Consider the following 21,476-nt stretch of genomic DNA (forward strand, 5'->3'; position numbering starts at 1 on the left):
TCATTTTCATATGACGAACTATTATTTTATAATCTTTTCCAATTTATCCAATATATATACATATGGACATATTACCGGAAAATAATATTTTTGCATTTTATAATGTTATCATAGCAATAAAGTTACGTCAACGGATTTCTTTTACTGATTTCAAGATGTAGTATCCCTTTTTCCTTGTGACGATTTCTACATTTGAAAACAATGTTTCCATTTTATCCATGGCAGATGGAGCACCTTGCTTCTTCTGAATAACAACCCACAATTCTCCCAGTTCCGAAAGATGCTCATAACTATTTTCAAGTATGGAATGAACCGTCCCTTTACCAGCACGAATCGGCGGATTTGTTAAAATGGCTGCAAAATTCGTTTCAACAACCTTTGCATATCGATCACTTTGATAGATTCTGACGTTTTGAATTTTATTCTCCTTAGCGTTTTCTTCCGCAAGGGATAAAGCTCTTTCATTCACATCTACCATATGGACCGTTCGATCATGATATTCTTTAGCCAAGGATATTCCGATCGGGCCATAACCGCAACCTACATCCAATAACGAACCCTCCACATCGGGTAATTCAAACGTTTCAATCAGCACCCTGGATCCAAAGTCCACTTCCTTCTTCGAAAAGACACCCTGATCCGTTTTAAAACGGAAAGTATGTCCCCTTAAATCAAAGGTAATGGTTTGGGGGTTACTTTCTACATCCGGGTTATGGGAATAATAGTGATTGGTCATTATATCATCTCCATCCATTTGTACCTCCCGCCTGATAACCACCTCCCCCAATTGAATGAGGGTCAGGAGCCAGACAAGAAAAAAGCCCGCCAACGATAGCGAGCTTTTCATCTATACAATCATTACTTAACTTCTACGCCAGCTCCAACTTCTTCAAGTTTAGCTTTAAGTTCTTCAGCTTCCTCTTTAGAAATACCTTCTTTAAGAGCTTTAGGAGTGTTATCAACCATTTCTTTCGCTTCTTTAAGGCCAAGACCTGTGATTTCACGAACAACTTTGATAACCTTGATTTTTTGAGATCCAGCGCTCTCAAGGATTACGTCGAATTCAGTTTGTTCTGCAGCAGCGTCAGCGCCACCAGCAGCAGCAGCTACAGGTGCAGCAGCAGTTACTCCGAATTCTTCTTCGATTGCTTTAACTAGATCATTTAGTTCAAGAACTGACATTTCTTTAATCGCGTCAATGATTTGCTCTTTACTCATTTTAAATTTCCTCCTTGTGGTGTTTGCTTAATTTTTTATTTAAACGACTTGCTTTAGCTTACGCGCCTTGCTCTTCTTTTTGATCTGCAACGGCTTTGGTTGCCAACGCAAAGTTGCGCATTGGTGCTTGTAGCACGCTGAGTAGCATAGAAAGAAGTCCTTCGCGGTTTGGAAGTTCAGCGATTGCTTTAACATCCTCAACTGAAGTGATTGTTCCTTCGATGACACCCGTTTTGATTTCAAGTGCTTCATGTTCTTTAGCGAAGCTGTTAAGGATCTTTGCAGGTGCAACTACTTCTTCTGTACTGAACGCGATTGCGTTAGGACCAGTTAAGAATTCGTTTAACCCTTCAAGACCAGCTTCTTCTGCCGCACGACGTACCATAGTGTTTTTGTACACTTTGAACTCAATGCCAGCTTCACGAAGTTGTTTACGAAGCTCAGTTACTTCGGAAACGTCTAGGCCACGGTAATCTACAACGATTGTAGATACACTGTTTTTTAGTTTGTCAGAGATTTCTCCAACGATGTGTTTCTTTTGATCTAGAATGCTGCTCATCATTACACCTCCTGTAGATTGACTGATGAACATTTATACCGTCATCCAATAAAAAATGCCCTTATATCAAGGTAGACATAAGGGCATTGCAAACGCGCTATAAGCGGTTATTTTATCGCAATTACCTCGGCAGGACATTAAGCTCGGGATGAGCACCTACTGTCTACGGTACAAATGTATTCGTTTTTTTAACAACAGAACTAATTATAATCACTAGTTCCTAGTAAGTCAATACCAAATTATGCCTTAACTGCGAAAGAGGAAGGATCGACTTTAACGCCAGGTCCCATTGTAGAAGTGACAGAAACGTTCTTCATGTAAGTTCCTTTTGCAGCAGCAGGTTTAACTTTAAGCATTGTTTCATACATTGTAGCAAAGTTTTCAACAAGCTTTTCGTTGTCGAATGAAACCTTTCCAACAGGAACGTGTACGTTACCTGATTTGTCAGCACGGTATTCTACTTTACCAGCTTTGATCTCATTGACAGCTTTTGTTACGTCAAATGTAACTGTACCAGTTTTAGGGTTTGGCATTAAACCTTTAGGTCCTAATACGCGACCAAGTTTACCAACTTCACCCATCATGTCTGGAGTTGCTACGATTACATCAAACTCAAACCAGCCTTGGTTGATTTTGTTGATAAGGTCTGCATCACCTACGAAATCAGCGCCAGCAGCTTCTGCTTCTTTAGCTTTATCGCCTTTAGCGAACACAAGAACCTTTTGAGTTTTACCAGTTCCGTGTGGAAGTACAACTGCTCCACGGATTTGCTGGTCATTCTTACGAGTATCTACACCTAAGCGGAACGCTACTTCGATCGTTGCGTCAAACTTAGCGAAGTTTGTTTTCTTAACCAGTTCGATTGCCTCTTCCACTGAATAAGCTGTAGTACGATCTACAAGCTTTTGAGCTTCAAGAAACTTTTTACCTTTTTTAGCCATTATAAATTTCCTCCTATATGTGGTTTTAGCGGAATAACCTCCCACGAAATAAGGTTGCGAGTGAAACGTACATTTCATCATCGCAACCTCGTTCAACAGGAACCTTTTTGCCGAAGCAGGGATTAGTCTTCGATGACGATACCCATGCTGCGCGCAGTTCCTTCTACCATGCGCATAGCTGATTCTACACTAGCTGCATTTAAGTCAGGCATTTTTGTTTCAGCAATTTCACGTACTTTGTCGCGTTTAAGTGTTGCCACTTTCTTGCTGTTTGGTTCGCCTGAACCAGACTCGATACCTGCAGCTTTCTTAAGAAGAACAGCAGCGGGTGGAGTTTTTGTGATGAATGTAAATGAACGGTCTTCAAATACCGTAATTTCAACAGGGATGATTAAGCCAGCTTGATCTGCTGTACGAGCATTGAATTCCTTACAGAATCCCATGATGTTAACACCTGCTTGACCTAGTGCAGGACCAACTGGTGGAGCTGGATTAGCTTTACCGGCAGGAATCTGCAATTTAACCATTTTTATAACTTTTTTAGCCACGAGACACACCTCCTTAAGTCCGTGATGTGGTTATTGGGTATTTCACCCTCCCACTCAATGTAAAAAATGTCTTTATCAACATAAAGAACGTCTATTAGTTTCAGTATCTCTTTGTGGAGACGCACTGACTTATGAAATAGTATCATTTTTTCAGAATGATTTCAAGTTCTTTTCCATTATAATTTATCAATTTGGGAGAAATCCAGTTCTACCGGGGTATCTCTACCAAACATATTCACATGGACTTTCACTTTCGCTTTCGCATTATCAATCTCTTCGATCGAGCCAGTAAAGTTCGCAAACGGACCTTCGTTCACTTTCACCGTTTCTCCTAATTCGAAGTCAATTTCTACCTTTTTCTCTGTCATGCCCATTTGCTTCAGAAGATTTGTCACTTCTTCAGGCAATAACGGAGTCGGCTTAGAACCAGAACCTGATGAACCGACGAATCCAGTCACTCCAGGTGTGTTACGGACTACATACCAGGAATCATCCGTCATGACGATTTCGACAATCACGTAACCAGGAAATACTTTCTTCTTTATCACTTTCTTCTTACCGTTCTTGAAATCTGTCTCTTCTTCTTCAGGCACGATCACGCGGAAGATTTTGTCTTGCATCCCCATTGATTCTACACGTTTCTCAAGGTTTGCTTTAACCTTATTCTCGTATCCTGAATAAGTATGAACTACGTACCAATTCTTCTCCATCTTATAGGACTAAACGTCCGTCCCTCCTCACTAATCAAGAATACTCATTCGCCTTTTTTCTCCAAATGAAAAAACCCGTAAAAAGATAACGGGCTCTAAGGTCATGTACTCTATTAACATTCATTATACCATGCTTTCACGGTATATATACAATTAATTCTATGTTTCTCTTACTTAGAACCAATGATCAATCGCATAAGTTCTGAGATGCCCAGGTCAATTACAGCAAAGAAAAGGGCAACGAATACCACTGTCGTAATAACCGTGATCGTATAGCGTGTTAACTCTTTACGTTTTGGCCAGCTGACCTTTCTCATTTCCGATGCAACATTGCGAAAGAATTTAAACATCCGTTAGTAACCTCCAACTAATATCAATACGCAAGACTTCTACACTATTTAGTCTCTTTGTGTAGGGTGTGAGCATTACATGTATTGCAGAATTTCTTTAATTCTAATCGTACAGCCTGGTTCCGATTACCCGGCACCGAATAATTCCTGGAACCGCAAACCGTACAAGCAAGTATTAATTTAGTAGTCATATATTCCACCTATACTATACATAGTAAGTCCTATCAAAAATAACACGACCACCAATTTGTGTCAATATGACTTTACATCGTTATTTCGCGGACTTCCAGGTAGCGTTCGAGCTTCCGTTTCACCCGCTGCAATGCGTTGTCGATGGACTTTACATGACGGTTCAATTCTTCCGATATCTCCTGATAGGATTGCCCGTCCAGATAGAGGGCCAGTACTTTCCTTTCAAGATCACTCAATAACTGTGCCATCTTGTCTTCCATATTGTCGAATTCTTCACGATTGATAATTAGCGCTTCCGGATCCATTACTTTCGCACCTGATATGACATCTAACAGCGTACGGTCCGACTCGTCATCATAAATGGGCTTATCTAATGAAACATACGAATTGAGCGGAATATGCTTCTGTCTGGTGGCTGTCTTAATGGCCGTAATGATTTGTCTCGTGATACATAATTCTGCAAACGCTTTAAAAGAAGTCAGCTTGTCCTCTTTGTAATCCCGGATTGCTTTATACAATCCAATCATACCTTCCTGGACGATATCTTCCTTGTCAGCCCCGATTAAAAAATACGACCGGGCTTTTGCTCTTACAAAATTACGGTACTTTTTTATCAAAAAATCTAACGCTTCGCTGTGACCCTGATGGACGGCTTCTATGATCTGTTCATCATCCATGCCTTCTAACCGATTATCAAATGCTTCTGTCCTGGTGATATTGCTCACACGCATCCCCCCGAGCAAAACAATAGATAGAAATATTATACATGACAGAAAATTCAATCGTCAACCTATCATTGTTCCCCACGGCGCCATTTTTCAAAAATTTCAGCAACTTCTTCAGACAATTGAATCTTTGATGCCGGCCTTTTCTCACTCGAATCCCGCACTTTCCGTTCGATCTTTTTTTCGATGACTTTCACCTCTGTCAATAGCTCCCTCGCTGATTTACGAAGGGCCCCCTGACCAAAAATCGCCCATTGCTCTGTAAAATCCGATGTTGCTACATGAATCTGGGTCTTAATATTATTTAACTCAATGGCTAATTTTTCAATTCGTTCATCAGCTGTTTCATTTTCTCTCGTAAAAAGCACTTCAACTTTGTAATTTTGGTACTTACGGGCAATCCCCTGTACGTAATAGGCATCAAACACGACAATAACACGGTAGCCCGTATACCCCTGATATTCTGCCATCAGTTCCACCAGACGATCTCTTGCTGCGGCTAAATCCTTCTGCTTCAACTCATTTAATTCTGACCAGGCACCGATTATGTTATAGCCATCCACAAGGAGAATATCCATTTCCCCTATTCTCCCAATGGGTGGCGTTTACGGTATACCTCATACATTAAGATACTAGCTGCCACCGAAGCGTTTAGTGATGTAACATGACCGATCATAGGCAACTGGACTAGGAAATCACATTTATCCCTTAATATTCGGCTCATCCCTTTTCCTTCACTTCCGATGATTAAGCCGATAGGCAGCGTGCCGTCCAGCTGACGAAAATCCTGCTTACCTTTTGCATCCGTCCCGGCTACCCACACTCCACGCTCTTTCAGTTCATCCACCGCTCTGGATAGATTGGTCACACGTGCCACGGGAATATGCTCAATGGCACCAGTGGACGCTTTTGCAACTGTAGACGTAAGTCCAACCGCCCTTCTCTTCGGGATGATGATTCCGTGGGCACCGGCCGCATCCGCCGTTCTCATGATGGACCCCAGATTATGCGGGTCCTCCAATTCATCCAGGATCAGAATAAAAGGATCTTCCCCTTTTTGTTCCGCCCTTTGGAATAAATCATCTATTTCTGCGTATTGATAAGCAGCTACAGAAGCGACAACCCCCTGGTGATTTTCTGCTACCATCTGCTCAATCTTCTTTTTAGGGACGTATTGAACCATTACGTTCGATTCTTTGGCAAGTCCAACGATTTGCTGGATGGAGCCTTTCTGTGACCCTTCCGCAATCCATATCTTATTGATATCCCGACCGGACTTTAATGCTTCCATAACGGGATTTCTTCCTCCGATAAAATCTTTGCTCATTGCTGCTCCTCCTTTCCTGCCTGGGCTTGTTCAAAAATAATCTTCAATAGTTCCTCTAACCGTTCCGTCCGATTAAGTAAAAACAAATATCCAATAAGAGCCTCAAATGCAGTGCTATGTTTATACGTCTGTACATCCGTGTTTTTAGGGGTCGTCCCGGACTTGGCATTTCGCCCCCGCTTCACAATCGTGATTTCTTCTTCGGTTAATAGATCTTGATCAAATAGTGTACGTAGGATGGCGGCCTGGGCTTTAGCGGAAACATACTTCGTCGCGGCCCTGTGCAGCTGATTCGGTTTGATCTTCCCCTTGGTTAGCAGGAGCTGCCGTACATATGTTTCATATACAGCATCCCCCATATAAGCAAGTGCAAGCGCGTTGATTTGTTTCGCATCGATTTGTTCATTTATCTCGTGCAGCATCAAGATCCTCTTTTCCAGCGGGTGCCTTGAGGGGTATCTTCCAGGATGATATCCATATCCTTCAATGCATCCCGTATTTCATCCGCTAATTGGAAGTTCCGGTCTTTACGCGCTTGAATACGTTTTTCGATCAGTTCTTCCACTTCTTCGTCCAGGAGTCCCGCGTCCTGAAGGGTCAGACCCAGCACAGAGAAGAAATCTTCGAATTGTTGTAAGAACCCGTCTATCACTTCTGCTGACGTATTCTTCTCCATCAGGTAATAGTTCGCTTGTCTGGATAGTTCGAATAGGATGGAGATGGCATTGGCTGTATTAAAATCATCATCCATATCCGTGATGAATTGAGCTTTCAACCCGGCGATTTTGTCCAGCCATTCCTGGTTGTTTTCCGTTAAGTTCGTGCTTGATTCCTTGCGATGCTTCAAGTTTTCATATGCTGTCTTAATCCGGTCTAAAGAGGTCGCTGCTTGCTGGAGAAGCTCTAAATTATAATTGATTGGGTGACGATAATGAACCGACAGCATAAAGAAACGGAGTACCTGGGGATCCTGTTCTTTAATGATATCGTGAACCAACACGAAATTACCGAGTGATTTTGACATCTTCTCATTATCGATATTGATGTACCCATTATGCATCCAGTACTTTGCGAATGTCTTGCCTGTAAGGGCCTCTGATTGTGCAATTTCATTCTCGTGATGAGGGAAAGTCAGATCCTGTCCCCCGGCATGGATATCGATGGTATCTCCCAAGTAGCGCTTGGCCATGGCAGAGCATTCGATATGCCAGCCCGGACGTCCTTCACCCCACGGGCTTTCCCAGGAGATTTCACCTTTCTTAGCCGCTTTCCATAGGACGAAATCAAGGGCATCCTCTTTCTTATCCCCCACATCGATACGGGCGCCTGACTTTAGTTCATCAATCGGTTGATGAGAAAGTTTGCCGTATCCATCAAACTTTCTTGTACGATAGTAAACGTCTCCCTGAGATTCATAGGCAAACCCTTTCTCCACAAGAGCTGCGATAAAGTCAACAATCGTATCGATATTATCCGTTACAGTCGGATGAACATCGGCTTTCTTGCACCCAAGGGCCCCCGTATCTTCGAAGTAAGCATCGATGAAACGCTTTGCAATCGTGGGGACATCTTCTCCCAATTCCTTAGCCGCTTTAATTAATTTATCATCTACATCCGTGAAGTTAGAGACAAATTGGACATCATAACCCCTGTATTCCAGATAACGTCTAACCGTGTCAAACACAATGGCAGGCCGGGCATTTCCTATATGGATATAATTATAAACCGTCGGCCCGCACACATACATTTTGACCTTACCCTCTTCCAGGGGTTTAAATTCCTCTTTTTTCCTTGTCAGTGTGTTATATAAATGAATCGTCAAGATGATCGACTCCTTCCCTCATATTCCCTTAATAGTGATTTCAACTCATTCACTTCTTTTTCAAGATGTTTCATACGATCATTCATCGGATCAGGCAGATCACAGTGATTCAGATCTTTCTTTATCTTTACTCCGTCCTGAATGACGACCTTCCCGGGGATACCGACTACGGTCGAGTTTGGGGGGACATCTTTTAAGACGACAGACCCTGCCCCTACCTTAGAATTTTCCCCAACTACGATGGATCCTAATACTTTTGCACCCGTTGCGATAAGGGCATTATCCTGAATGGTAGGATGGCGCTTCCCCTTTTCCTTCCCGGTCCCCCCGAGGGTGACCCCTTGGAAGAGGGTAACATTATCTCCGATTTCACACGTCTCACCAATCACCACGCCCATGCCATGATCAATGAAAAAACGACGGCCGATCTTAGCTCCTGGATGAATCTCCACTCCTGTAAAGAAGCGGCTGACCTGTGAAATGACCCGTGCAATAAAAAAGAATTTACGTTTAAAAAATGCGTGAGCAATGCGGTGGGCCCAAATAGCATGAAGACCCGAATACGTAAGGATGACCTCAATATAATTCCTCGCAGCTGGATCCTGATCAAAGACGACATCTATATCTTCCTTGAACGACTTAAACATTGATCCATCCCCCTTCCTTTTTAAAAATGCAAGCTATTACCAATAAAAAAACGCCTCTGTCAATAAAATGACAGAGACGCAAAGGCAGCGCGGTTCCACTCTGATTGAGAAGACATTCCTTCTCCAACTCGAATCCTGTTAACGGTAGGATGCCGCCTTTACCTACTATATTTCAGTAACGGGCTCAGAGGTGCATTTCAGAAATGGAGGGGCTTAAACCACTTTCAGCCGGTGATGGTTCTCTCTACTAAGCATCCTTTTCTTACTTCTCCTCATCAACGCGATATCATTTAATGTGATACTCTTACTATATTACAAACCCTTCAAAATGTTAACCTAAAAGTCTTTGAAGACGATGTTTAACGGTATCTTTCCCTAAAAGCTCGATGGCATTCGGAAGCTCCGGACCATGAGTTTGGCCCGTTACCGCTACGCGGATCGGCATGAACAGCTTCTTCCCTTTATGACCAGTCGATTTTTGGACAGCTTTGATGGACGATTTGATTTCTGCCGCTTCGTAATTTTCCAGGGCTTCGATCTCATTCAAGAAAGCCTGAAGAACTTCAGGTACCTGCTCTTCTTCAAGTACTGCCTTCGCCTCTTCGTCATATTCCAGATCTGTCTTGAAGAACATGTCAGAAAGCTCGACAATTTCAGCACCAAAGCTCATCTGCTCCTGGTATAAAGAAATGACACGGCTTGCCCACTCACGTTTTTCGGCAGACATATCACTGTCCAATTTACCGGCACTGATTAGATGAGGAAGGGATAACTCCACGACCTGCTCTAATTCTAGGTTCTTCATGTATTGATTGTTCATCCATGTAAGCTTTTGATTATCGAACAGTGCTGATGAAGTGGATAGACGTTCAGGATCAAAGATTTCAATAAACTCTTCTCTCGAGAACAGCTCCTCCTCCCCTTTTGGAGACCAGCCGAGGAGCCCAATGAAATTGAATAGGGCTTCAGGCAAATAACCAAGGGCTTCGTATTGCTCAATGAACTGAATGATGCTTTCATCCCGCTTACTCAGCTTCTTACGGCTTTCATTGACAATCAATGTCATGTGTCCGTAAACAGGCGCTTCCCATCCAAGAGCTTCAAAAATCATCAGCTGCTTCGGTGTATTGGAAATATGATCTTCCCCGCGGAGAACGTGCGTGATTTTCATTAAATAATCATCGACTGCAACAGCAAAGTTATAGGTTGGTGTACCATCCTTCTTCGCAATGACAAAATCACCGATGCCATCGGATTCAAATGCTACATCTTCTTTCACAATATCATTGAAAGTATATACATTCCCTGCAGGAACACGGAAGCGAATGCTCGGCTTGCGGCCTTCTGCTGCCAGTTTCTCTTGTTCCTCTTCCGTCAGGTTGCGGCATTTCCCTGAATAGCGGGGCATTTGACCTGATGCTGACTGAGCTTCACGTTCCGCTTCCAGCTCTTCCTCCGTACAGTAACACTTATAAGCCTTTCCGCTTTCTAACAGCTCATGTAAATACTGCTCATAAATATGATTACGCTCGGATTGTCGGTAAGGACCGTATTCACCAGGCTTATCTGTGCTTTCATCCCAATCGATTCCCAGCCACTGAAGATATTTAAGCTGACTTTCTTCTCCACCTTCGATATTTCGTTTCTTATCCGTGTCTTCAATACGGATGATGAATTTCCCTCCTACGCTGCGGGCGTAAAGATAATTAAATAGAGCGGTTCTTGCATTTCCAATATGTAAATGACCCGTTGGACTTGGGGCATAACGGACGCGTACTTCCTGTGTCATTTGTATTTCCTCCTCTTATGATTCCTGCTTTAAAGTCTAAGACCTATTTTAACACCGTTAAGTATGGGAATAAAGCGAATTTATCCCCTACTTCTTTTTAATCAAAATGGTGGTCTGTGCGGCAATCCCTTCGCCTCTTCCAGTGAATCCAAGCTTCTCAGAAGTGGTGGCCTTCACATTTACCTCCGCAATATCTGCTTCTAGTAATGTTGCAATGCTTTGTCTCATTTCGTCGATATATGGAGCCATCTTAGGCTTCTGGGCAATGATCGTGCAATCGATATTCCCCAATTCATAGCCTTCCTCTTTCACGAGAGCCCATACATGCTGTAGCAGCTTTGCTGAATCTGCATCCTTGAACTCTGGATCCGTATCCGGAAAGTGCTTCCCGATATCCCCCGCCGCTATGGAACCCAGACACGCATCCGCTACCGCATGCAACAATACATCTGCATCCGAATGACCTAATAACCCTTTTTCATAAGGAATCGTAATACCTCCCATGATAAGGGGCCTTCCTTCCACTAGTTGATGAACATCAAATCCTTGTCCAATCCTAAACATGTTTCTCTCCTCCACTCATTTCCTCTCGCTTCTTCAAGATAGCCTCGGCAAAATACAAATCCTCGGGAGTTGTCAGTTTGATATTGTCATAATCACTCTCAACGATAGCCACCTCTACATCTGATCTTTCTACGAGGGAAGAATCATCGGTACCGAGGAAACCATCCTGATCCGCTTCATTGTGTGCCCTTTTCAAAACAGAAACACGAAAAGCTTGTGGGGTTTGGACCATCCACAAGCTTGAGCGTTCAATCGTTTCCTCGACCTCTCCATCCAGTACTTTTTTAATCGTATCTTTAACGGGGACGGCCGCAATGGCAGCCCCTGTTGAATATGTCTTTTCTACTAATTGGTGAATCGTGGATTCTTTAATAAAAGGTCTTGCTCCGTCATGTACCAGAACAATTCCGTGATCAACCTCAAGCAATGCATTATATACACTATGCTGTCTTTCTTCGCCACCATCCACGAGCTTGACCACCTTCTTAATGCCAAAGCGATCCAATAGGCCTTCAAACACCTTTCGCTCAGATGGGTGAATCGCTAAATAGATACCTTTACAACGGCTGTCATGTTCAAACACTCGCAATGTATGAATAATCACCGGACAACCCTTAAGCTCAAGGAAGAGCTTGTTTCTGTCCGCTTTCATTCGTTTCCCCTGCCCTGCAGCCGGAATGACAACTTCATATTCCATAGAATTACTCCTTTAACACACAAGTATTACTCACATTATACCTTACTGAATCAAAGGAGTCAGGGCAAAAAAGTGTTATAGTGCTTTTTCCAATTGCTTCGGTTTCGCAAAGATCATCCGGCCTGCCGACGTTTGAAGAACGGATGTCACGAGTACATCGATATACTTACCGATGTAATTGCGGCCTTCTTCCACGACGATCATCGTGCCATCATCCAGGTATGCAATCCCCTGGTTATGCTCTTTCCCGTCTTTAATCACTTGGACCTTCAACTCTTCGCCAGGTAATACCACCGGCTTGACGGCATTGGCCAAATCGTTGATATTCAGAACCTGTACACCTTGAAGGTCACACACTTTATTCAAGTTGAAATCATTCGTTACAACGATTCCATTCGTCAGCTTCGCTAATTTTACAAGCTTCGAATCCACTTCCTGGATTTCTTCAAAGTCACCTTCATAAATCTGAACCTCGACAGGAAGCTCCTTTTGAATCCTATTCAGGATATCAAGCCCGCGTCGTCCGCGGTTTCGCTTCAATACATCGGAAGAATCCGCGATATGCTGGAGCTCCTCCAGTACGAATTGCGGAATCACAACAATGCCTTCCAAAAATCCTGTTTGGCAGATGTCCGCGATACGGCCGTCAATGATAACGCTCGTATCCAATATCTTGAGGGTCTTCACGCCTTCTTCATCAAGGTCCTCGTCCGCCCCTTTTTTCTTACCACGATTCCCCGTGCCGAATAGACCAACCAGTTCATCCCTTTTCTTAAACCCGACCTGGAACCCTAAATATCCAAGAAGCAGCGTTAATAGAATAGGAACCACCGTGTTGACAATCGGGATCTCCATCTGATTGAACGGGATCCCAAATAAATACGCAACAAACAGACCGATAATCAGGCCTAAACTACCAAATAGCAAATCCGTTACCGGTGCCTTAACCAAGCTATCTTCAAACCACTTGACGAAATTGACGACATACTCGACTGCCCAAAACGTAAGAATATAAAAAATAATGGCACCAAATATAGCAGTCATATAAGGGTTATTTATTAAAGGAATGTCCGATAGATTTATGACGGTAAATAATTCGGGAAGTAGAAATATTCCCAGTGTTCCTCCAACGATAAGGAAGCACGCTTGCACGATTCTTTTTAACATTCCCTCACCTCCTCCTACTCATTATAAACAATTTACTATTTTTGAAACGTATGAGCCTTGAAAATTTGAAATTTAATACTGTAGAAGCGTTTTTGATACACTTATCCCATATTACCAGCTTCCTTAAGTGAAGGCTAACACGTCTTAAATAAGCTGTCAATTTTTTGAAAACGCTACAATCATGCCATATATGGCAAATGCAGGACTCTTTACCTACAGCTGTCGATCTGCAAACGTCTGTTCTTTGATCAGTTTTAATCCCTCTTTGATTTTCCTTGCCCTTACTTCACCGATTCCTTCCACTTCGTCCAGGTCATCCACTGACGCACTTACGACATGAGGGAGGGTTTCAAATCTTGTAATAAGGTTTTCAATGATTACAATCGGTAACCGGGGGATTTTATTCAATACGCGGTATCCTCTTGGATAGATGGCATCATCGTGATGGACATACCCGTGATAGCCCAATAATTTTAATAGGACATTATCCTCTAATACTTCGGAATGAACCAGTTCCTGAAACTTATAGAGAAGGTCAAACGGCTTAATATTTCTTTCCTGTGAGTAGTCCCTGATGATGAGCATGGCTTCATCTTCGATATCCGCCAACAATTCATTCATCTGAAGGCGGATCAACCTGCCTTCGACACCAAGCTCGCTTAAATAAGTCAACAACTCGTTCTTGATGCGCAGAACCATTTCGAACCGGTGAAGAACCTGCAGCAGGTCACTCTGGGTGACAAGCTCTTCAAACTCCAGTACCGATAAATTAGAAATACTCTGATCAAGGACCACTTTATACTTCTCCAAGGTTTGAATCGCCTGATTGGCCTTCGTCAAGATGACAGAGATATCCTTCAGGGCATATCGGAAGTTTCCCTGATACAGGGTAATGACGTTTCTCCGTTGAGAGATGGCGATGACAAGGGCATTGGTCTGTCTCGCAACCCGCTCCGCTGTACGGTGCCTCATCCCGGTTTCCGTGGAAGGGACGTACACATCGGGAGCCAGCTGTGCGTTGGCCAAGATAATCTTCGTCCCCGCTTCGTTCAGAATGATGGCCCCGTCCATTTTAGCCAATTCATAAAGGTAACTCGGAGAGAATACACAATTAATATGAAATCCCCCGTCCAATACAGACTTCACCTTATCGTTGTATCCAACGACGATCAGTCCGCCCGTATTGGCCCTCAGCACATTATCAATGCCATCCCTGATCGGGGCACCTGGAGCAACGAATTGTAATATATCAGACATGGACTTATCTCTTGCCTTCTTATCTTCCATTTCCTATCCTCCTAAAATAATTGACAGCGCTTCGTTAATATTGGATACTCCTGTGACCTCTATCTCTGAAGGCGGCTGCCACCCACTTAAGTTATTTTGGGGAATAATCACTCGTTTAAATCCTAACTTAGCCGCTTCCTGTACACGTTGCTCAATTCTGGATACCCTTCTGATCTCACCTGTTAAACCGACTTCACCAATGATGCAATCGTGGGCGCTGGACGCTCTATCCCGAAAGCTCGAGGCAATACTTGCAGCGACGGCCAAATCAATCGCCGGCTCATCAAGCTTCACCCCGCCTGCCACTTTCAAATAAGCATCCTGCTGCTGTAAAAGCATCCCGGCACGCTTCTCCAACACGGCCATAATCAGTGAAACCCGGCTGTGATCGATCCCGGTCGCCATCCTTCGGGGATTGTTGAAGCTGGTGGGTGTCACAAGTGCTTGAATCTCCACAAGAACCGGTCTTGTACCCTCCATTGACGCAACCACCGTGGAACCGGCAGCACCTTGTGAGCGCTCCTCCAAGAAGATCTCAGATGGGTTGGCCACTTCTTCCAAACCAAGCTCCTTCATTTCGAAAATCCCCATTTCATTCGTAGAACCGAAGCGATTCTTCACCGCTCTTAAAATACGATACGAATGATGACGCTCCCCTTCAAAATACAAAACGGTATCCACCATATGTTCCAACAACCGCGGCCCCGCAATCGATCCTTCCTTCGTAACATGCCCTACAATGAAAATCGCGATTCCCTTTGTTTTCCCGATCCGCATCAGTTCCGCCGTACATTCCCTTACCTGGGACACACTGCCGGGGGCAGACGTAACATCAGGATGAAAAACCGTTTGAATCGAGTCAATGATCACAAAATCCGGTGAGATTTGTTCAATCGTCTGATGAATCAATTCAAGATTCGTTTCCGCAAATATATATAAATCGTCCGATTTCACGCGTAATCGATCTGCACGAAGCTTCGTTTGCTTAATGGATTCCTCTCCGGAAATATATAAAACCTTCTGCTTCTGATCAGCCAGCTGAGCTGAAACCTGAAGCAACAAAGTCGATTTCCCTATCCCTGGGTCTCCCCCGATCAAGATGAGCGATCCCGGTACGACTCCACCACCAAGCACCCGATTCAGTTCCTTTGATTCAGTCAATACCCTCGGCTCCTGCTTCGTTTCAATGGAGATAAGTTTCTCTGCTTTAGACGGTACGCTGTTCTCTGAATGCATAAACGACGTGCGGGGCTTCTTGCCGGTCATTTCAACTTCTTCCACCATCGTATTCCACTCGTTACATCCCGGACATTTGCCCATCCACTTGGCAGACTCATATCCACAGGATGAACACACAAACTTTGTCTTTTTCTTTGCCAATCTATTCTTCCCCTCTTTTACTCTATTTGTACTCTTAACTATTCACGATAATACCATTTGGAATGATTGTATCGGTTTTATGTATCAGTTTCAATTTAAGACCCTCATAGAAAAGCGCAGGTGGCTTGGTAGGCCCGACAAGCATAAGGCGGGCTCGTTGAAAAGGCGGTCTTTGCCTTTTTGGCGAGATTGACTTATGACCTCGAGGGACTAGCCACCGGAGCTGGACAATCAGAAAAGCGGAACCGGCTTGGTAGGCCCGACAAGCTCTATTGGGAAAGCCCTTAAAGCATCCATTATGATAAAAGAGGTACACGAAAATCATATACGTGTACCTCTTTATCAGATTTACTATTATGTCGAAGTATTGGCTGCTTCTTCTTCTTTCACTTTTACAACAAACTCACTATCTTCTACATCAATGATGATATTCTGTCCTGTCAGCACCTTACCTCTCAGCAGTTCTTCTGACAATTTATCCTCTACATGTTTCTGGATGGCGCGACGCAGCGGCCGTGCCCCATATTCAGGGTCGAACCCTTCATCCGCAATTTTTTCTTTAGCTGCATGGGAAAGTTCTAAATGGATATCCTGCTCTTTCAATCGACTTGTCAATTGATTGGACATCAGGGTCACAATCTCTCTCAAATGGTCTTTTTCAAGAGAGTGGAATACGATGATTTCATCGATACGGTTCAGGAACTCAGGTCGGAAAGCACGTTTCAGTTCTTCCATGACCTTACCTTTCATATCTTTATAATCCTGTTTTCCATCCTGGATATTGAACCCTACGTATTTATTACTCTTAAGGGACTGGGCCCCTACATTCGATGTCATGATCAGGACAGTATTCCTGAAATCTACTGTTCTTCCTTTAGAATCTGTTAAACGTCCATCCTCTAATACTTGGAGAAGGATGTTAAATACATCCGGATGCGCTTTTTCAATCTCATCCAAAAGAACGACGGAATATGGTTTGCGGCGAACTTTTTCCGTTAACTGACCGCCTTCTTCATACCCTACATATCCTGGAGGGGAACCGACTAATCTGGACGTCGAATGCTTTTCCATGTACTCTGACATATCAATACGGATCATCGCATCTTCATCACCGAACATAGATTCCGCAAGGGCACGGGCCAATTCCGTTTTCCCGACACCGGTTGGTCCAAGGAAGATGAATGAACCGATTGGACGCTTCGGATCTTTCAGTCCGGCTCTTGCACGACGTACGGCTTTTGATACCGCAACGACTGCTTCCGACTGCCCGATGACTCTGGAATGAAGGATCTCCTCTAACTTGAGTAAACGATCCGTTTCCGTTTGAGCTAATTTCGATACCGGCACTCCCGTCCAGTTCGAAACAACTTTCGCAATATCTTCAACGGTCACTTCTGTGTTTTCCTGGCCTTGTTTTTCTTTCCAAGTGTTCTTTGTTTCTTCTAATTCTTCACGAAGCTTTTGCTCGGAATCCCTTAAAGAAGCAGCTTTTTCAAATTCCTGACTTTGTACGGCTGCATCTTTCTCTTTGCGGATCTCCTCAAGTTTGGCTTCCAACTCTTTCAGGTTTGGCGGGGTCGTATAAGAACGTAATCGCACCTTTGATCCGGCTTCATCAATTAGATCGATGGCTTTATCCGGTAGGAACCTGTCAGAAATATAACGATCTGACAACTTCACAGCCGCATCAATCGCTTCATCGGTAATCGATACACGATGATGAGCTTCATAACGATCACGAAGTCCCTTTAAGATCTGAATGGACTCTTCCGCTGTCGGCTCATTAACTTGAATCGGTTGGAAACGACGTTCCAGCGCAGCATCCTTTTCAATATATTTGCGGTACTCATCTAATGTTGTGGCACCGATACACTGTAATTCTCCACGGGCAAGGGATGGCTTCAAGATATTAGATGCATCGATCGCACCTTCCGCGCCGCCCGCACCGATCAGAGTATGAAGTTCATCGATGAAGAGGATGATGTTACCCGCCTGACGGATTTCATCCATGACTTTCTTCAATCGATCCTCGAATTCCCCACGGTATTTGGTACCAGCTACAACGGTCCCCATATCAAGGGTCATAACGCGCTTATCACGCAGGATTTCGGGCACTTCATTGGCAATGATCTGTTGTGCAAGACCTTCTGCAATCGCGGTCTTACCTACACCCGGCTCCCCTATTAATACAGGGTTGTTCTTCGTACGACGGCTAAGCACTTCAATGACGCGCTGAATCTCTTTACTGCGTCCGATGACCGGGTCCAGGCTGCCTTCACGGGCAATGGCCGTCAAGTCACGGGCTAAGCTGTCAAGAGTTGGCGTATTGGCATTTGCATTGCCGCCGCCCTGGTGGTTGCTGGAGTCATTGCTGCCAAGTAATTGCAATACTTGCTGTCTTGCTTTATTCAAGCTGACACCAAGATTACCAAGTACACGGGCAGCCACCCCTTCACCTTCACGAATCAATCCTAATAAAATATGTTCCGTTCCTACATATGAGTGACCCAGTTTACGGGCTTCATCCATGGAAAGTTCAATTACTTTCTTCGCACGAGGAGTGTAGTGAATTGTTTGGGATTTCTCGGTTCCTTTCCCGATCAACCCTTCCACTTCTTTTTGGATCTTTTCAGGGCTCAGTCCCAACGCCGTAAGTGCTTTGGCGGCAATCCCTTCACCTTCGCGGACAAGTCCTAATAAAATATGTTCAGTACCAATATTACTGTGCGATAAACGAATCGCTTCTTCTTGCGCTAATGCCAATACTTTTTGGGCTCTTTCTGTAAATCGACCAAACATCATATTATTTTTCCTCCTCACATGTATCTTTATCTAACTTAATTCGCTCCCGAATCAAAGAAGACCTTCTTATATCTCTTTCATTTGGTCTCAATGGACCTCCAGAATATTGTTGTAAAAAACCGGGTTGGGTTAAAATCATTAGTTCATTCAATATATTCTTAGATATTGCTTTGATGTATCCTAAATCAATTCCTAGCCTGACATCAGATAAGCACTTCGCTGCCTCCTTGGATTCAATGATCCTGCTATGCTCGAGAACCCCAAGAGAGCGGAAAATCCTATCTTCTAATTGTATGTTTGACGTTTGAACTAATGCGTTCCTTGCCGATTGTTCTTTCTCAATGATCTGCTTCACAACACTCAACAAGTCTTCTACGATATCTTCTTCCGACTTACCAAGTGTCGTTTGATTAGATATCTGAAAGATATTTCCCAGCGCCTCACTGCCTTCACCATATATCCCTCTTACCACTAAACCCAACTGATTGATGGCGGGAATGATACGGTTTAGTTGCTGTGTCAAGACAAGACCCGGTAAATGCATCATCACGGAAGCCCTAAGCCCGGTCCCTACATTAGTAGGGCAGGTCGTTAAATAGCCGTGCTTCTCGTCAAACGCAAAATCAAATTCACTTTCAAACCAGTCGTCGATTCCGTTGGCCCTCTGTAGAGCCTCCTTCAATTGCAAGCCTGGATATAAACACTGTATTCGAATATGATCCTCTTCGTTTACCATTATGCTAATATCTTCTTCACTTGATAATAGGACAGCCCCGTAATTCGTATCCTCCGCCAGGTTAGGGCTTATAAGGTGTTTCTCCATCAATACCCTCTTTTGGAGAGGTTGAATCTCGCTGGTAGGTAAAAATTCCAATTCACCTAAATCTTCAGGATATAATGGGAGCTTCTCCTTCACACGATCCACAATCTCTCTCGCTTCTTCAGAAGAATAAAGAGTGGAAAAACGGTAGTCCGTCAAATTTCTCGCGAGCCTCACCCGGGAACTGAGAACGATATCCGAATTAGGTCCCTCTTCACTCATCCACGAACTAACCGCATTGCTCAAAAACTTCTCCAGACTCATTCTTTCTCTCCTCCCTCAGGCTTGACATCTCTTTCCAGGGAGCGAATTTCGTCTCGAATCTCGGCTGCTTTTTCAAACTCTTCATCCGCAATCATCGTTTGCAATTCAGACTTCAATTGCTGAATCTTCTTTTTCATGTGGATGGCTCCGCCCATACGCTCCGGAACCTTCCCATGGTGTTCGACATTCCCACTATGAACACGCTTTAATAAAGGAGTCAATTCATCTTTAAACGTCTCATAGCAATGGGCGCAACCAAAGCGTCCCACATTAATGAATTGGTGAATCGTCATCTTACATTTCTTACACTGCAACACTTCTGTCTTAGGAATTTCTGTTTCTTTTGCCTGCTTAAATGCAGGAGCTATATTAAGAAGACCTGCCAATAGATTGTTCACAGAAAACCCAGGGGAAGAATCAAACATAAACATCTCACCCTTATCCTGGGCACATTGGTCACATAAATGAACCTCTGTCTTTTCCCCGTTTACCACCTTGGTAAAATGAAGGGTCGCAGGTCTTTCATTACACTCTTGACAAACCATCCCATTCACCTCTTTAACCCTTACTCATACTTCAATGTATCCAGCATGGCTCTAAGCATTCTTCCTCTCAGGACATCCCGTTCGGGTAAATCGACCATAATGACGGATCGGTCCATCACACTCAGCATGATCTTCGCTTCCCTTTCGGAAATGATCTCCTCTTCTACCAATCGAAAAACAATATCAGCTGCTGTATTCTGACTGATTGTCTGTGTAATCAGAGCCACTAACTGGTCGATCAAGTGAACTTGATCGTGGGCCTTCACCTTCATGATACGGATGTAGCCCCCGCCGCCACGTTTACTTTCTACTACATAGCCCCGCTCTATCGTGAACCGGGTATTGATTACATAATTAATTTGAGAAGGAACACATTGGAATTTATCAGCAATCTCGCTTCTTTTTATCTCGACTATCTCACTTTCACTCAGGTCTAACACATTCTTTAAATAACTTTCAATGATGTCGGATATGTTCCTCATCAAACCTCCTCCTCATTTTGACTTTGACTATATTTGACTATAATTATACAACCGCCTTTTAAACTTTGCAATTATGAAGTTTGACCTTAAAAGTTTTCCTGTTTAAGGAAAGTTTTAAACGTGAGAATGAAAGATTGTTGGATAGAATTTAGAAAATGGGGAATTGGGTGGGTTTGCGGAGTGGAGATGGTGGTGGTTGGGGGTGGGATTCAGATTGTGATTTGTATGAGGTTACTGATTTAGATGTTTGTGTTGGTTGAAAGTATTGATTATTAATTAATGAAAAGTGAAAAGAACTATAATTTTTTTATCAAAGGCGATCATTTATACGAATATGGCTGTTTTGCCTGGTGTAAGGAGTATGAATTTTTGAGGGTTTGGTCGTAATTGCGTTCTTTTCGAAGGTGATTGCGTCATTATTTAATTTTATGCGTCATTTTAAACCTTGATTGCTTCATTTCTTCGTTTATTGCTTTTTTTACCAATAAACCCCTTTTGCCAACTCACCCTTTATCCATTTACAACATACCAAAAAAGAGTAACTCACAATGAGCTACTCTTTTCTCTATTTGCCTGGCGACGTCCTACTCTCACAGGGGGAGATCCCCCAACTACCATCGGCGCTGAAGAGCTTAACTTC

The 21,476-nt window shown here is 43.5% G+C and carries 24 protein-coding genes and 2 other annotated features; all 24 genes read right to left on the reverse strand.

Features of this window, described 5'->3' with window-relative positions; translation table 11 throughout:
• Positions 1-127: 127 nt before the first annotated feature.
• The 24 genes from JI667_RS19325 to JI667_RS19440 all read right to left on the reverse strand — a co-directional run bounded on the left by JI667_RS19325 (position 128) and on the right by JI667_RS19440 (position 20,836).
• Positions 128-736, reverse strand: a complete 609-nt coding sequence (locus JI667_RS19325; RefSeq protein WP_206857951.1) for a class I SAM-dependent methyltransferase — start codon at positions 734-736, stop codon at positions 128-130.
• A gap of 122 nt (positions 737-858) precedes the next feature.
• Complete coding sequence (rplL, locus tag JI667_RS19330; protein ID WP_034766003.1) at positions 859-1,218, reverse strand: 50S ribosomal protein L7/L12; 360 nt, start codon at positions 1,216-1,218, stop codon at positions 859-861.
• A 58-nt stretch (positions 1,219-1,276) separates the two neighbouring features.
• Positions 1,277-1,777 carry a 50S ribosomal protein L10 gene (gene rplJ, locus JI667_RS19335; protein ID WP_201716436.1) on the reverse strand — a complete coding sequence of 167 codons (501 nt, stop codon included), beginning with the start codon at positions 1,775-1,777 and terminating at the stop codon, positions 1,277-1,279.
• A gap of 42 nt (positions 1,778-1,819) precedes the next feature.
• Positions 1,820-1,964: a sequence feature (ribosomal protein L10 leader region), on the reverse strand.
• A gap of 52 nt (positions 1,965-2,016) precedes the next feature.
• Positions 2,017-2,718: a 50S ribosomal protein L1 gene (gene rplA, locus JI667_RS19340; RefSeq protein WP_206857916.1), complete on the reverse strand. Its 702-nt coding sequence runs from the start codon at positions 2,716-2,718 to the stop codon at positions 2,017-2,019.
• Positions 2,719-2,840: 122 nt separating this feature from the next.
• Positions 2,841-3,266, reverse strand: coding sequence for a 50S ribosomal protein L11 (rplK, locus tag JI667_RS19345; protein ID WP_032085258.1), 426 nt, complete (start codon positions 3,264-3,266; stop codon positions 2,841-2,843).
• A 176-nt stretch (positions 3,267-3,442) separates the two neighbouring features.
• The gene (gene nusG / locus JI667_RS19350) at positions 3,443-3,976 is read right to left on the reverse strand and encodes a transcription termination/antitermination protein NusG (RefSeq protein WP_206857918.1); all 534 of its coding nucleotides are present in this window, start codon (positions 3,974-3,976) and stop codon (positions 3,443-3,445) included.
• A gap of 170 nt (positions 3,977-4,146) precedes the next feature.
• On the reverse strand, positions 4,147-4,326 hold the full coding sequence (gene secE, locus JI667_RS19355; RefSeq protein ID WP_044340513.1) for a preprotein translocase subunit SecE: 180 nt from the start codon (positions 4,324-4,326) through the stop codon (positions 4,147-4,149).
• 44 nt (positions 4,327-4,370) lie between these two features.
• Positions 4,371-4,517 (reverse strand): 50S ribosomal protein L33, encoded by a 147-nt coding sequence (gene rpmG / locus JI667_RS19360; protein ID WP_079534455.1) that lies wholly within the window; start codon positions 4,515-4,517, stop codon positions 4,371-4,373.
• Positions 4,518-4,589: 72 nt separating this feature from the next.
• Positions 4,590-5,249, reverse strand: coding sequence for an RNA polymerase sporulation sigma factor SigH (gene sigH, locus JI667_RS19365; RefSeq protein ID WP_206857921.1), 660 nt, complete (start codon positions 5,247-5,249; stop codon positions 4,590-4,592).
• Positions 5,250-5,311: 62 nt separating this feature from the next.
• Complete coding sequence (locus JI667_RS19370) at positions 5,312-5,821, reverse strand: NYN domain-containing protein (RefSeq protein WP_206857926.1); 510 nt, start codon at positions 5,819-5,821, stop codon at positions 5,312-5,314.
• Positions 5,822-5,826: 5 nt separating this feature from the next.
• On the reverse strand, positions 5,827-6,570 hold the full coding sequence (rlmB, locus tag JI667_RS19375) for a 23S rRNA (guanosine(2251)-2'-O)-methyltransferase RlmB (protein WP_206857928.1): 744 nt from the start codon (positions 6,568-6,570) through the stop codon (positions 5,827-5,829).
• Positions 6,567-6,992, reverse strand: a complete 426-nt coding sequence (locus tag JI667_RS19380) for a Mini-ribonuclease 3 (protein ID WP_206857930.1) — start codon at positions 6,990-6,992, stop codon at positions 6,567-6,569. The genes rlmB and JI667_RS19380 overlap by 4 nt, the downstream gene beginning before the upstream one ends.
• On the reverse strand, positions 6,992-8,392 hold the full coding sequence (gene cysS, locus JI667_RS19385) for a cysteine--tRNA ligase (protein ID WP_206857932.1): 1,401 nt from the start codon (positions 8,390-8,392) through the stop codon (positions 6,992-6,994). The genes JI667_RS19380 and cysS overlap by 1 nt, the downstream gene beginning before the upstream one ends.
• Entirely contained in the window at positions 8,389-9,039 is a 651-nt protein-coding gene (gene cysE, locus JI667_RS19390) for a serine O-acetyltransferase (protein ID WP_206857934.1), read from the reverse strand. Before cysE ends, cysS begins: the two co-directional genes overlap by 4 nt.
• A 69-nt stretch (positions 9,040-9,108) precedes the next feature.
• Positions 9,109-9,327: a binding site (T-box leader), on the reverse strand.
• Positions 9,328-9,370: 43 nt separating this feature from the next.
• Complete coding sequence (gltX, locus tag JI667_RS19395) at positions 9,371-10,828, reverse strand: glutamate--tRNA ligase (RefSeq protein WP_206857935.1); 1,458 nt, start codon at positions 10,826-10,828, stop codon at positions 9,371-9,373.
• A gap of 87 nt (positions 10,829-10,915) precedes the next feature.
• Complete coding sequence (ispF, locus tag JI667_RS19400) at positions 10,916-11,392, reverse strand: 2-C-methyl-D-erythritol 2,4-cyclodiphosphate synthase (RefSeq protein ID WP_206857936.1); 477 nt, start codon at positions 11,390-11,392, stop codon at positions 10,916-10,918.
• Entirely contained in the window at positions 11,385-12,089 is a 705-nt protein-coding gene (ispD, locus tag JI667_RS19405) for a 2-C-methyl-D-erythritol 4-phosphate cytidylyltransferase (protein WP_206857937.1), read from the reverse strand. Before ispD ends, ispF begins: the two co-directional genes overlap by 8 nt.
• Before the next feature lie 75 nt (positions 12,090-12,164).
• Positions 12,165-13,256, reverse strand: coding sequence for a PIN/TRAM domain-containing protein (locus JI667_RS19410; protein WP_206857938.1), 1,092 nt, complete (start codon positions 13,254-13,256; stop codon positions 12,165-12,167).
• Positions 13,257-13,469: 213 nt separating this feature from the next.
• Entirely contained in the window at positions 13,470-14,543 is a 1,074-nt protein-coding gene (disA, locus tag JI667_RS19415) for a DNA integrity scanning diadenylate cyclase DisA (protein WP_206857939.1), read from the reverse strand.
• 3 nt (positions 14,544-14,546) lie between these two features.
• A complete protein-coding gene (gene radA / locus JI667_RS19420) occupies positions 14,547-15,923 on the reverse strand; it encodes a DNA repair protein RadA (RefSeq protein WP_206857940.1) in 1,377 nt (458 codons plus the stop codon).
• A 354-nt stretch (positions 15,924-16,277) separates the two neighbouring features.
• Entirely contained in the window at positions 16,278-18,725 is a 2,448-nt protein-coding gene (gene clpC / locus JI667_RS19425) for an ATP-dependent Clp protease ATP-binding subunit (RefSeq protein ID WP_206857941.1), read from the reverse strand.
• Position 18,726: 1 nt separating this feature from the next.
• Positions 18,727-19,809, reverse strand: coding sequence for a protein arginine kinase (locus JI667_RS19430; protein WP_206857943.1), 1,083 nt, complete (start codon positions 19,807-19,809; stop codon positions 18,727-18,729).
• The gene (locus tag JI667_RS19435) at positions 19,806-20,354 is read right to left on the reverse strand and encodes a UvrB/UvrC motif-containing protein (RefSeq protein ID WP_206857945.1); all 549 of its coding nucleotides are present in this window, start codon (positions 20,352-20,354) and stop codon (positions 19,806-19,808) included. Before JI667_RS19435 ends, JI667_RS19430 begins: the two co-directional genes overlap by 4 nt.
• Positions 20,355-20,374: 20 nt before the next feature.
• Positions 20,375-20,836, reverse strand: a complete 462-nt coding sequence (locus JI667_RS19440) for a CtsR family transcriptional regulator (RefSeq protein ID WP_206857948.1) — start codon at positions 20,834-20,836, stop codon at positions 20,375-20,377.
• Positions 20,837-21,476 lie beyond the last annotated feature (640 nt).

This window comes from Bacillus sp. NTK074B (assembly GCF_017303375.1).
GTDB lineage: Bacteria > Bacillota > Bacilli > Bacillales > Bacillaceae_B > Rossellomorea.

What these genes read in the sequence shown, in the direction of transcription:
- clpC (WP_206857941.1), bottom strand. Translation starts at nt 18,725, where the DNA reads ATGATGTTTGGTCGATTTACAGAAAGAGCCCAAAAAGTATTGGCATTA.
- rlmB (WP_206857928.1), bottom strand. Translation starts at nt 6,570, where the DNA reads ATGAGCAAAGATTTTATCGGAGGAAGAAATCCCGTTATGGAAGCATTA.
- disA (WP_206857939.1), bottom strand. Translation starts at nt 14,543, where the DNA reads ATGGAAGATAAGAAGGCAAGAGATAAGTCCATGTCTGATATATTACAA.
- rplA (WP_206857916.1), bottom strand. Translation starts at nt 2,718, where the DNA reads ATGGCTAAAAAAGGTAAAAAGTTTCTTGAAGCTCAAAAGCTTGTAGAT.
- gltX (WP_206857935.1), bottom strand. Translation starts at nt 10,828, where the DNA reads ATGACACAGGAAGTACGCGTCCGTTATGCCCCAAGTCCAACGGGTCAT.
- JI667_RS19370 (WP_206857926.1), bottom strand. Translation starts at nt 5,821, where the DNA reads ATGGATATTCTCCTTGTGGATGGCTATAACATAATCGGTGCCTGGTCA.
- nusG (WP_206857918.1), bottom strand. Translation starts at nt 3,976, where the DNA reads ATGGAGAAGAATTGGTACGTAGTTCATACTTATTCAGGATACGAGAAT.
- cysE (WP_206857934.1), bottom strand. Translation starts at nt 9,039, where the DNA reads ATGTTTAAGTCGTTCAAGGAAGATATAGATGTCGTCTTTGATCAGGAT.
- JI667_RS19435 (WP_206857945.1), bottom strand. Translation starts at nt 20,354, where the DNA reads ATGGTTTGTCAAGAGTGTAATGAAAGACCTGCGACCCTTCATTTTACC.
- ispD (WP_206857937.1), bottom strand. Translation starts at nt 12,089, where the DNA reads ATGGAATATGAAGTTGTCATTCCGGCTGCAGGGCAGGGGAAACGAATG.
- ispF (WP_206857936.1), bottom strand. Translation starts at nt 11,392, where the DNA reads ATGTTTAGGATTGGACAAGGATTTGATGTTCATCAACTAGTGGAAGGA.
- JI667_RS19410 (WP_206857938.1), bottom strand. Translation starts at nt 13,256, where the DNA reads ATGTTAAAAAGAATCGTGCAAGCGTGCTTCCTTATCGTTGGAGGAACA.
- JI667_RS19380 (WP_206857930.1), bottom strand. Translation starts at nt 6,992, where the DNA reads ATGCTGCACGAGATAAATGAACAAATCGATGCGAAACAAATCAACGCG.
- secE (WP_044340513.1), bottom strand. Translation starts at nt 4,326, where the DNA reads ATGTTTAAATTCTTTCGCAATGTTGCATCGGAAATGAGAAAGGTCAGC.
- sigH (WP_206857921.1), bottom strand. Translation starts at nt 5,249, where the DNA reads ATGCGTGTGAGCAATATCACCAGGACAGAAGCATTTGATAATCGGTTA.
- JI667_RS19430 (WP_206857943.1), bottom strand. Translation starts at nt 19,809, where the DNA reads ATGAGTCTGGAGAAGTTTTTGAGCAATGCGGTTAGTTCGTGGATGAGT.
- rplL (WP_034766003.1), bottom strand. Translation starts at nt 1,218, where the DNA reads ATGAGTAAAGAGCAAATCATTGACGCGATTAAAGAAATGTCAGTTCTT.
- rpmG (WP_079534455.1), bottom strand. Translation starts at nt 4,517, where the DNA reads ATGACTACTAAATTAATACTTGCTTGTACGGTTTGCGGTTCCAGGAAT.
- JI667_RS19325 (WP_206857951.1), bottom strand. Translation starts at nt 736, where the DNA reads ATGACCAATCACTATTATTCCCATAACCCGGATGTAGAAAGTAACCCC.
- JI667_RS19440 (WP_206857948.1), bottom strand. Translation starts at nt 20,836, where the DNA reads ATGAGGAACATATCCGACATCATTGAAAGTTATTTAAAGAATGTGTTA.
- rplJ (WP_201716436.1), bottom strand. Translation starts at nt 1,777, where the DNA reads ATGAGCAGCATTCTAGATCAAAAGAAACACATCGTTGGAGAAATCTCT.